General features: G+C 58.6%; 8 protein-coding genes. All 8 read left to right on the top strand.

From position 1 onward, the window contains the following. The first annotated feature begins 69 nt into the window (after positions 1-69). Positions 70-1305, top strand: a complete 1236-nt coding sequence (locus B5F76_RS13850) for a metallophosphoesterase (RefSeq protein ID WP_087355616.1) — start codon at positions 70-72, stop codon at positions 1303-1305. 51 nt (positions 1306-1356) lie between these two features. Beyond that, positions 1357-2268, top strand: a complete 912-nt coding sequence (cysK, locus tag B5F76_RS13845) for a cysteine synthase A (protein WP_087355614.1) — start codon at positions 1357-1359, stop codon at positions 2266-2268. Positions 2269-3458: 1190 nt separating this feature from the next. Next, positions 3459-5639: a type I-G CRISPR-associated helicase/endonuclease Cas3g gene (cas3g, locus tag B5F76_RS13840; protein ID WP_144268501.1), complete on the top strand. Its 2181-nt coding sequence runs from the start codon at positions 3459-3461 to the stop codon at positions 5637-5639. Continuing rightward, the gene (cas8g1, locus tag B5F76_RS13835; protein ID WP_087355610.1) at positions 5632-7725 is read left to right on the top strand and encodes a type I-G CRISPR-associated protein Cas8g1/Csx17; all 2094 of its coding nucleotides are present in this window, start codon (positions 5632-5634) and stop codon (positions 7723-7725) included. Before cas3g ends, cas8g1 begins: the two co-directional genes overlap by 8 nt. A 9-nt stretch (positions 7726-7734) precedes the next feature. Further along, complete coding sequence (gene cas7g, locus B5F76_RS13830; RefSeq protein ID WP_087355608.1) at positions 7735-8733, top strand: type I-G CRISPR-associated RAMP protein Csb1/Cas7g; 999 nt, start codon at positions 7735-7737, stop codon at positions 8731-8733. Continuing rightward, complete coding sequence (gene csb2, locus B5F76_RS13825) at positions 8733-10172, top strand: type I-G CRISPR-associated protein Csb2 (RefSeq protein ID WP_087355606.1); 1440 nt, start codon at positions 8733-8735, stop codon at positions 10170-10172. Before cas7g ends, csb2 begins: the two co-directional genes overlap by 1 nt. A 29-nt stretch (positions 10173-10201) precedes the next feature. Continuing rightward, positions 10202-10972, top strand: a complete 771-nt coding sequence (locus B5F76_RS13820) for a hypothetical protein (protein ID WP_087355604.1) — start codon at positions 10202-10204, stop codon at positions 10970-10972. Positions 10973-11265: 293 nt separating this feature from the next. After that, a partial coding sequence (locus tag B5F76_RS13815; protein WP_204218429.1) for a hypothetical protein occupies positions 11266-11713 on the top strand: 448 nt, incomplete at its 3' end.

The raw sequence follows: 11713 nt of genomic DNA, 5'->3' as shown, positions 1-11713 counted from the left end.
CCCTCCCCTTGCGAAGCCCCCAACTTTTCCTCACAATTGGCCGCACATTCACCCAAGGATATTCGGCCCATGCACATACTCTTCCTTGCCCCCATACTGCCTGCCCTCTGGCTTGCCTACAAGGCCTTCAGGTCACCCTACCCCTGGCCTGTGCGCCTTTTCCTCATGCTTTTGCCCATAGGCGTCTCCCAGATCTACAACATACAGCGCAGCCTCTTCGGATCACTTTCGGGCCCCAACGTCTCGGCCACAATCCTTGAAGTACAAATCTGGGCCTTTGCCACCATGATTTTGTTCTTCTTCGGCTTGCTCCTTGTCGATTTTGGAAGGCTATGCCTGCGTATCAAACGCTTTCTTGCTGACAAAAAAAAGGCTGGGAAAGAATCAGGAAAAATCACAACGACCGATCCTCGCCTTCCCTCGCGCAGATCCTTTCTTGTCAAAAGCACGGCTCTCGGCATGAGTGTTGCTGTGCCCGCTGGCCTTGTCTCGAGAACAGGTGTTGCAAATGCGGTCACAACACCCATCATCAATGCCTGGAATATTTCCCTGCCGGATCTGCCAGAGGAACTGGAGGGCACACGCCTTGTGCAGCTTGCTGACCTGCACCTTGGCCCCCTAAGCAGCAGGAAGAACCTCGCAACCCTCATCGAGAACATTAACGATCTGAAGCCCGATCTCGTCTGCCTGTGCGGGGATCTCGCGGACGGCTCTCCTGCCTGGCGCAGCGCAGACAATACTCCGAGGGGACGCCTTGCCGAACTCTTTGGGCGTCTCTCCGCAACCCACGGCGTCTATGCTTGCACGGGCAACCACGAATACTACAGCGACTACAAGCGCTGGATGCGTATCTGGAAGGAGCAGGGTATACGCTTCTTGCACAATACAGCCATCCCCCTTCCCCAAAAGGGAGCAAACCTAGTGCTGGGAGGCCTTGACGATCGGGTGAGCGGCACAAGGGGCACCTCGCCCTTCATAGGAATGTCCAAGGACAACAGTCGCTCCTTCCGCGTCCTTCTGGACCACAGGCCGGGTTCTGCCCCTGCAAATGCGGCAACTGGCGCTCAGCTGCAGCTTTCCGGCCACACTCATGGCGGCCAGTGCCCTGGCCTCTCCCGCGTCATAGCCAGGGCCAACGAAGGCTTTGTGCGGGGCTGGTACGAAGTGGGCGGCATGGCGCTCTATGTCACGGCAGGCGCAAGCCTCTGGCCAGGCTTTGCCCTGCGCCTGGGAGTCCCGGCAGAGGCGGCCCTTATCACCCTGCACAAGGGTGAGCGCATCCGCCACACAAAGGCCACAGTCTGATTTTTCCCCACAGCCATCACACGCTTTTTCATATATTATGGGAGGTTCCACATGTTTTCTTCCGTACTCGAAGCCATTGGCAACACACCACTTCTTCGCCTTGAAAAACTCGGCAGGGGTTTGCCAGGACAAGTCCTGCTCAAGCTTGAAAACCGCAATCCCGGAGGTTCCATCAAGGATCGCGTGGCAGCGCACCTTTTACGCGAGGCTCTCCATGACGGAAGCTTGCAGCCAGGCGGAACCATCATCGAGGCCACAAGCGGCAACATGGGCATAGGCCTTGCCCTGGCGGCCCGGGCTCTTGGCGTAAAAACCATCCTTGTCATGCCCGAGTCCATGAGCATGGAGCGTCGCAAGCTCATGGCAGCCTTCGGGGCAGAACTTGTGCTCACCCCTGCAGCCCTTGGCATGAAGGGATCCGTGGACAAGGCAGCGGAGCTTGCCAGAGTAGGCAAGGGCCTTCTCATAGGCCAGTTCTCCAATCCCAAGACCCCGGACGCCCACTACCTGCACACAGGTCCGGAAATTCTCGAGGAAACAGAAGGTGCAGTAGACATCCTTGTGGCCGGCGTGGGATCCGGTTCCACCATCATGGGCACAGGGCGCTATCTGAAGGAGAAAAAGCCAGAGGTAAAGCTCATAGCCCTTGAGCCTCTTGAATCCTGCGTGCTCTCCGGCGGCAAGGCTGGGCCCCACGGCATACAGGGCATAGGTGCTGGCTTCATACCCGACATCTTCAAACCCGAGCTCATGGACGAAATCCTCACCGTGCCCACGCAAAAGGCCATAGAGACGGCAAGGACGCTTTTGCTCACGGAAGGCGTCAACGCGGGCATCTCAACCGGATGCAACGTCTGCGCAGCCCTGGAAGTTGCAAGGCGCGAGGAGAACGCTGGCAAGACCATTGTCACCTTTGCCTGCGACACTGGCGAGCGCTACCTTTCAACTGAACTTTTTGCATAAGAGGAGGGGCGCCTGCCCCATGCGGGGCGGGCGCCCAATACACGTAAAGCTTCATGGTGCCGGAGAGCTCGCCCCAGATGCCAGTCTGCTGCCGAGAGTATGCACACTTCAATGGAGCCCGGGATCTCTCCCGGGATACACTTGGCAAGACTGTGCTGGCCGTCAACCATCTCCTGCTTCAATGGAGCCTGGGATTACTCCCAAGATGCAACAAGAGGTCCTCGGCCACAAGCTTGCCGTCGGCCATGCTTCAATGGAGCCTGGGATTACTCCCAGGATACACCGCTTGCCCAGATACTCATTGACCGCGCCCCTGCTCCTTCAATGGAGCCCGGGATCTCTCCCGGGATACACCTTCCCGTGGGTTGAGCATACGTCACCACGCAGGACCTTCAATGGAGCCCGGGATTACTCCCGGGATACACGCTGCAACGTCATACTGGGGCGCAAGGCCATACTTGCTTCAATGGAGCCCGGAATCATTCCCGGGATACACTCTCTGGCAAGTCGGGCTGTTTCATCTTCAAAGTCCCTTCAATGGAGCCCGGGATCATTCCCGGGATACACCGGTTGTGGACTATGTCCTAGCCCATGACCTTTGTCCTTCAATGGAGCCCGGGATTACTCCCGGGACACACCTTTGCGCGATATCCGAGCGGCCCGAGCTCAGGCTCCCTTCAATGGAGCCCGGGATTACTCCCGGGACACACGAACAGTCCAACGGGGTGTGATTGAGCATTAACTCCTTCAATGGAGCCCGGGATTACTCCCGGGACACACCGTTCTCCAAGTCCACGTCGGACCAGCGCAAGCCCTTCAATGGAGCCCGGGATTACTCCCGGGACACACCGCTACCAGTTTTTACCAAGGCCTGACGCGGGTTGTAAAGCCCATTTTCGACAACCTCCCCCAAAAGCATCCCTTGCACTGCCCATCCGGGGAGCGCCCACAAAAAAATCCTTTTATTCAAAATAGTTGTTCTTGCGACGACTCTACGGTATTTTTGCACCAGATCCCGGTTGTCGCGAATGCCGACAGCATGATCCGCAAAGCCCTGTCCTTCAGCAAGAGGAGTTTTATGCCGCCCCTCATAGACTGGTATTTGGCAGCTCTTGGTGTGCCCCCCTATCCCTATCAGCAGCGCCTGGCCGACTTAGCCTGGCCTGACGTGCTGGAGATACCCACAGGCCTTGGCAAGACCGCAGCCATCGTCATGGCCTGGCTGTACAAGCGACGCCATCTGGACGCGCAAACGCCCAGAAGGCTTGTCTGGTGCCTGCCCATGCGCGTCCTTGTGGAGCAGACAGCAAGGCTTTGTGCGCCAGTGGACCGAACGTCTGCTCGACAAGGGCCTGCTGTCTCATGCCCCTTCCGTGCATGTGCTTATGGGTGGCGACGTGTCCCGCGACTGGGATACAAGGCCCGAAGACGAGGCTATCCTTGTCGGCACACAGGATCAGCTGCTCTCCCGGGCCCTCAACCGCGGCTATTCCATGAGCCACTTTCGCTGCCCCCTGGACTTTGCCCTTTTGCACAATGACGCGTTCTGGGTCTTCGACGAGATTCAGCTCATGGGCGCGGGCTTGTCCACATCCACCCAGCTGGAGGCCTTTCGCAGGCGCTTTTCATGCGCCATGCCCTGCCGTTCCCTTTGGTGCAGCGCAACTCTGGATCCGGGCTGGCTGAACAGCGTCGACTTTGCCATTCACTGTCCGACACCCTCTCTGAGGACTCTGGAAGAAGAGGACAAAATTTTCCCTCAGGTACAGCGGCGCATCCATGCGGCAAAGAAACTCATCCAGCTTGCGGAAGACGACAAAAAGCTTGCCTCCGCCATCCTGGCAGAACATCGCAAAGGAACCCTGACACTTGTGATCCGCAACAGGGTAAAGGACGCAACAGCGCTGTTTGAGGCTCTCCAGAAAAAGAAGCAGCATCCTCCCCTGTCCCTGCTGCACTCCCGCTTCCGTCCGGCCGACAGGGCCCGCGTCCTTGAGGAAGCGCTGGCCGAGCCTGGCGAAGAGGGACGCATTGTGGTCACGACACAGGTAGTGGAGGCAGGCGTGGACATATCCTGTGCCACCCTGGTCACGGACGTGGCCCCCTGGTCATCCCTGGTACAACGCTTTGGGCGCTGCAACAGGGCTGGAGAACTGGACGCTGCCCGCATCTTCTGGCTGGACAGACCCTGCAAGACGGAAAAGGCGGCTCTCCCCTACACGCTGGCCGAGCTCAATGTGGCGCGCTCAAGACTGCTCAAGCTTCAGGACGCAGCGCCCATCCTTTTGCCACACTGCACAGACGCCCCCAAAGCCTGCGCAGCTTTGCGCGCGCCGGATATTCTTGATCTTTTCGACACCACGCCGGACCTTGCCGGAGCGGACACGGATGTGTCGCGCTTCATCAGGGAGAGCAACGACACAGACGTGCAGGCCTTCTGGCGCAGCTGGGAAGGAGCAACGCCTCCATTGGACATGCCCGGGCCGGCGCGTGAGGAACTGTGTCCGGTTCCCCTTGGCGAGATGCGCGAGTTCCTCAAGGCAAGAAAATACAAGGTTTGGATCTGGGACAATCTGGACGACAATTGGCAGGAAGCGGAGCGTGTGCGGCCAGGCTCAATCGTCCTCATCAGGGACACGGAAGGTGGCTACGATCCCTGCCTGGGCTGGAAGGCGGATGTCACACAAAAGGTATTGCCTGTCGAGCAAAGTGTCTCCCTGCCCGCTCCCGCAGGACTCGCCGCCGATCCCGAGAGTCACAGTACACGACAGAGCCTGCAGGAACACGGCGCTCGTACACTTTCTGCGCTGCAGGGACTGCTCTTCGCGCTGGGCAATCCTGTGCCGCCCACTTGTGTTGCCTCACTGCTTGCGGCAGCCTTGCGGCACGACTGGGGCAAGGCCCACAAAGTCTTCCAGGATGCGTGTCAGCCTGCCGAAACAGGCAAGCTGTGGGCAAAGGCCGAAAAAATGCTGCCCTACGCCCGCCCGGGCTTTCGCCACGAGCTGGCCTCGGCCCTTGCCCTGCTGCAAACAGGGCACGACGATCTGACCGTGTATCTGGCAGCAGCACACCACGGAAAGATTCGCCTTTCCCTGCGAGCCTTTCCCAACGAGCAGACAGCGGACGAAGGCCTTCGCAGTGCGCGCGGTATCCATGAAAAGGACATATTGCCCGCAGTCGACGATCTGCCTGAAATAAGCCTTTCCCTTGCCTGCATGGATATAGGCTATTCGGACAACGGGGCCAGCTGGGCCGAGCGCATGCTCAATCTGCTGGACACCTGGGGACCATTCCGTCTGGCCTTTTGGGAAGCGCTCGTGCGCCTTGCAGACTGGCGGGCCAGCGCGGAGGACACAAGCCATGCCTGATATCGCGCTTCACGGCTGTACATCAAGGCCCCTGGCTGCCTATCTCAAGGCTATGGGGATTTTGCGGATCACTGGCGAACAACTGGACAAAGGGGCCTGTGGTTTTTGGCGCAACGGGCTCTTTGTTCTGTCTTCCGATGTCGACAGGCAAAAGCTTTGCGACTTTTTTCTCACTGCCTACATACCGACACCAGTGGTCACGCCCTGGAACGGGGGCAGCGGCTTCTATCCAGGAGACAACAGGGAAGGAATCGATTTCATAGCCGGCTCGGAAAATCCCCGTCTGGCAGCGTATCGGGCAACCATCGCCCGCATACGCAACTGGCCGGAATTCAGAAAACTCGACAGCACGTCCCATCCTGGCGACGCCAAAAAACTGAAAAGGGAAATTCTCGGCAACAGCAAGGCTGCCCTTTTGCAGCGCTGTCGCGCCCAACTGCCAGAGTGCTGCCTTCCCTGGCTTGACGCAGCTTCCATCCTGACCTGGGAAAAACCTGTGTTCGCCCCCTTGCTTGGGACTGGCGGCAATGAGGGGCGTCTCGAGTACTCCAACACGTTCATGCGCAGCATTGCCAGGATCTTTTCCCTGGAGCAGGACGAATGCCGGGCCTTTCTCGAAGCAGCCCTGTTCGGCGAGGCCGTGGGCAATCTGCCAAAGGCCCCTGCAGGACAATTCGATCCTGGGCATGCCGGCGGCTGCAATCAGGCCATGGGACCGGATCTCGCCGATGCGCCCGTGAATCCCTGGGACTTTCTGCTCCTCATTGAGGGTTCGCTCCTGTTTGCCGGAACCCTTGTCCGCCGTGGGGTCGAAGCGCCTGCCGAGGCGTCCTTCCCCTTCTGTGTACGGGAACTGGCGGCAGGCTTTGCCTCTTCTTCGCTCCACGATCAAAGCAGAGGGGAGCTCTGGATGCCTTTGTGGTCGCGTCCTGCCTCCTTGCGGGAAGTGCGCAGCACTTTAGGCGAGGGGCGCGCGAGTGTGGGCAGGCGCCAAGCCCGCAACGGCCTTGATTTCGCAAGCGCCATGGCAACCCTGGGCGTGGAGAGGGGAATCGACGGCTTCGAGCGCTACAGTCTTCTGGAGCGCAGGGGGCAAAGCTACGTGGCGCTTCCTGCAGGCAGGCTCTCCGTGCGCTTTGAGCCGCGCGTTGCCCTGCTTGAACCCATCAGGAGCCTGCTTGAACAGCGCTGTCTTGAAATACAGGAGCCTTCCTCGCTGACAAAGGCCAAGCGCAGGCTTGCAGCTGCGGTCTTTGCCTGTACCCGCACGCCGGACGCTCAGCATTTTCAGGCTGTGAGCAGAGCCCTTGCCCAAATGGACAGTCTTCCTGGATTGCCCGATCTTCTGGCTGTACCCTGTCCGGGACTCTCCTCTGACTGGATTGGAGTCTGTGACAACGCAAGGCCCGAAGTGCGCCTTGCGGCTGCGCTTGCCTCCCTGAAAAGAGGAGCCACATTAGGCTCCTTTCGCGCCCATCTTGCCCCTGTGTCTCCCAAAGCCCCGTTCCGCCGCTGGGACCAGATATCATCCCACTATGTTCCCTGGAGGGGCACTGCCGCCGAGGGCCTTGGCAGAATCTTTCTGCAACGCCTGCTTCTGGCAAGCCGGTACGGTGATGACCCGCTTGAGGCAACCATCAAACTCGCCCCAACCGATCTTGTGCCCCTGCTTGAAGGAAGGATCGACTGGAACCTTTTGCAGGATCTTGCGCGCGCCTTTTCCCTTGTCGAGGACTTCAAAACCGTCCCTCGGTGGCGGGAGCCCCTTGTCGCGCAGCGCCTGCCCCATGCAGTAGCAGTGCTTAAACTCCTGTATACGAGCCTTCCCAAAAATCCCTCGCTGGACAGGGAGCGCCTCCACCCGGAACTGCGCATTCCAAGGCTGATACAGGCAGGCCGCCTTGAGGAAGCCTGCTCTCTGGCAGCCCAAAGGCTGCGTGTCGCCGGCGCCTGCGGACTGTACCTTCCAGAGTCCTTTGCGGAATGCGTCCGCTCCCTGTCCCCGACAGCGATTCTCGCCTGCCTTGCCGTACCAGTGGATGGCTCTGCCCTGCTTCACCTGCTTCACCTTCTTCATCTGAGATAAGGAGTTCATATGCTTGCGGATCGTTGCACATCTCGACGCATACTCGTGGAAGCCGACCTTGTCCCTGTACAGGGACAGCGTTTCCAGCCAACCGGCTTTGCGGATCTGGGCGCAGCCGTCTATACCCTGCCGGACGGGACAAGGATGCTGCTTGTGGAATCTGCGCAATCCATGGCCAACCGTCTGGAAAAGACCATAGTCACGGCAGGCGGCACTGTCATTCCCGAGCTCGAGGGCATCTCCTATGTCAGGACCAAGCTGCAGAGCCAGGACAAGCCTCCCTTCCATACCACGTCCCTGGTGGAGCCGCATCGCCTGGCCTCGCCCTTCATCATGGCCGACAAGGCTTTCCAGGAGGCATTTTGCGCGGAGGCTGGCTATTCCCAGAATACGCCCCTGGACTGGAAGCGCATCAATGCCACCATCTTCAAATACGATGTGAACTCCCTCTTGCACGGCGTGTTTCTTTCCATTGTGAAGGGTGGACGCATCAAGGCTCCACGCCTCATTTCCGCCTTTATCGAAGCCCAAAACGTGCGCGAAGCCGTCTCAGGTGGCGTCAAGAACAGCTTCGATCCCCAGGGGGCCCTGCGCCATCCGGACTATGACAAGGATGTCTACGGCAATGTGCCCTATCAGCGCACGGAATACACGGCAGAACGCATAACCGCCTACTTCAATCTGGACATGGACGGCATAAGAAGCCTGGGGCTTCCATATGAGGCCCAGGAGCTGCTGGCTTGTCTTGGCATCTACAAAATGCAAAGGCTCCTGCACGGGGGGCTGCGCCTGCGCACAGCCTGCGATCTTCGTCTGGAAGGAGAGCTGCGTCTTTCAGGAATCGACGCTTTGCCTGGCGAAGAAGAGCTCCTTTCCCGGCTGCAAGAGTGCATAGCCGATTGCGCCCAGCTCTTTGCCACTCCTCCGGTCACGGAGCTGAAGGCCAAACTCGTAGTCAAGAAGGGCAAGAACACGGACGACAATGCGGCAGAAGACGGGGATGCCTGATGCCTGTTCTCGAAATCCTTTTTCCCGCAGGGCGCTACCACGCGACAGCCTGGGGCCGCAATGTCAACGAGGGAGAGCCCGAGTGGCCTCCGTCCCCCTTCCGTCTGGCAAGGGCCCTTGTGGACATGCGCTTTCGCCGCCATGCCGATATCGGTGACGAACAGCTGCAAGACGCCCTGCTGTTGCTTGGCGGTTCCCCGCGCTTCAGCCTGCCCCCTTTCGGCAAATCGACTGTCAAATACTACCAGGATCAGGGCAAAAATCCGCTCGAGAGGCAGCCTGTGCTGGACGCCTTTGTCTGCGTGGGCAAGGAAGACGCCATGTATATGGAGCTTCCCATGGCAAGGTCAGAGGCTTTGCGGACCCTGGAAAAGCTGCTTTTGTCCCTGCCGTACCTGGGGCGTTCGGAATCGTGGATAAGTGCCAGGGTTTGCGACAGCTTGCCTGACCGGCGCGCGTGGAACTGCGTGCCTGTCGCGCACAGCGTCCAGCTTGAGGAAATGATCCATGTGCAAACACTCCTCGAGCCCAGGCAATACGATCTGCTCCCCTACCTTCCCTACACGGGAGCAGGCAGGAAAAAGCGCCACTGCACCTGGCTTGAGGCGCTGACACTTTCAACAAGCACCCTGCTCAAAAACGGCTGGAACCGCCACCCCCTTCTCGGACAGTGTACCTATGCCATGACAGTAGAGGAACACCCCTCTGTCCCGCAGCCCTCAACCCAGGAAGGTCCCGTTTGCGTGACCTACGCCATCCGCTCCATGCCCCTGCTCAAGGTGACGCAGACCCTGTTTTTGGCCGACCGCGTACGGGCGGCTCTCATGAGCCGCCACAAACAGTGCTGCGGCAACGATCCAGCGCGCGTTTCGCAGCTTTTCAGCGGCAAGGACGCAGACGGCACGCCCCTGATTGGGCATCGGCACGCCTACTACTGGCCCTGCGATACGGACAGGGACGGCAAGATAGATCACGTGCGCATCTTTTTGCCGCGGACTCCGACACAGGATGAGCGCTATGCCCTGGAAGACCTGCGCAAGATATGGGTCGAACAACGCGATCTGGCTGAACTCGTCTTTCTGCACTGTCTACCAGAGAAGGAGCTTCCCACAGCCAGGACTGTGATAAGCGCGACACCAGTTGTTTTCGGACGTCACTACAAGCCGAGCAAGGGATCGCCGTGGGACTGGGTACAGGAGGAAACACGCCGCGCCTGCAGGGATCAGGGCTTGCCGGAACCAGTGGAGATCGAGCCCTTGCCGTTCCTCTCTGTGCGAAACGGTGCGCTCTTTTCCTGGCCCAACTTCAGGACGCAGCGCAAGGGAGAAGGATTTCAGCAGGCCTTCGGCTTGCGCCTGCGCTTTGCCGAGCCTGTTCCTGTGCCCTTTGCCCTGGGCAGCCTTGCCCACTTTGGGCTGGGGCTCTTCGTGGCCGAATAGACGCAACCCGCTTTGCGAGAGGAACACCCATGCCAGCATACATTCTGAAACTCTTCGACAGGGTTCTTGTGCGCTTTGAGGCCCGCGACACTGGGGATCTCCCGGAAATCACCGACTACCGTATTGAAAAAGACGCTCTTCCTCTTTTGCCCATGGGAATGGGGACAAGTGCCAGCGGCCTTGCCCGCTGGCTCAGGCGGCGAAAAATCCCGCGCAACAGAGCCTATGTACACTCCCTTCTGGCAAGGCTTGGCCTGGGCGTGAATTCTACCATGGCTATCATCAATATCAGTCGCGCGCTTTCCCTAAACGACAGCTACTGGATCGTCCCCGAGGGCTTTGGCCGGTCTTTTGCCGAATGCAATCTCTACGAGCACAGGTTCAGCAAGGTTTTGGCCGCCATTGCCTTCACAGGATACGGTTCAAGGCAACGAAGCTCCCTTGTCTCAAGCCCTGAGCTCACAACCAACGGCATGCTCCGCAAGTGCTGGCGACGCCAGAATGGCAGGGTTTTCCTCTACAAGGGCGGCACAGAGGGTGCCTCGAACACGGGCAACGAGCCCTACTCCGAATTCTACGCCTGGCAGATAGCTCAGGTACTTGGAGTTCATGCCATCCCCTACACGCTCACACGCTGGAAAGGCACCCTGTGCTCCAGATGCGAGCTTTTCACGAGCAAGGACATCTCGTTCGTGCCTGTGGGAGGTCGTGAAAAGCGGAGGAATGCAGGCTGTCCTGGACTACTACAGCACCCTTGGACAGAACTTCAGGGATGCTCTGGAAGACATGCTCGTTCTTGACGCCATCATCCTCAATACTGACAGGCTTCTGGGAAATTTCGGCTTTCTTGTGGACGCGAAGAGCAACACACTGCTTGGGCCAGCGCCCCTCTTTGACCCAACTCTGCCTGCGCATTCCCCACTCATAAGAGTGGGGAATGCGCAGGCAGGTTGCCCTATAGTAGCTTGTATAACATCCTGTAAACGCAAAAGAAACAAAGATCAATGGTTTTTGTGCATAATAGCAATTTTCTATTGTCAAAAGGAGACATGCCTGCTATATCAAGTCCTATCATCTTCCACCTGTTCTGCGCATGAGCAGGGAGGACGGCACAATGCAGATCTTCTCCAGCTACAATGTTCGAATTGCCGAGAGCAATCAAATCTCCAGGCTCCTTATCGATACACTCAAGCTGTATCGTGAGGCCACCAACTACTTCATTGAGCGCATGAAGGAAAACTGGGGCAGCATTTTTGTGCAGGAAATGCCGGAACACAAGCAGACCAAGGCAATGGAAGAGCTGTGCATTCGGACAAAGGACAGGCCGGATACGCCTTATGATTTTGCAAGGGAATTTTACAAGTTTCCAAGCTATCTGCGGCGCGCGGCCATTAGTCACGCCTACGGAGCGGTGTCATCGTACATGACGCGTCTCGAGACATGGACGGAGAACAGGCATGGCAATGCACCCGGCCTTCCCCGGGCTGGAAAAATCTGTCCTCCCCTGTATCGCAAGAACATGTTTGTGCGTGACAAGAACA

The sequence above is a fragment of the Desulfovibrio sp. An276 genome, from assembly GCF_002159665.1.
In the GTDB taxonomy this organism is placed as follows: domain Bacteria; phylum Desulfobacterota; class Desulfovibrionia; order Desulfovibrionales; family Desulfovibrionaceae; genus Desulfovibrio; species Desulfovibrio faecigallinarum.
Note: the sequence above shows the minus strand (reverse complement) of the source record. Positions and strands in the feature narration are given on the sequence as shown.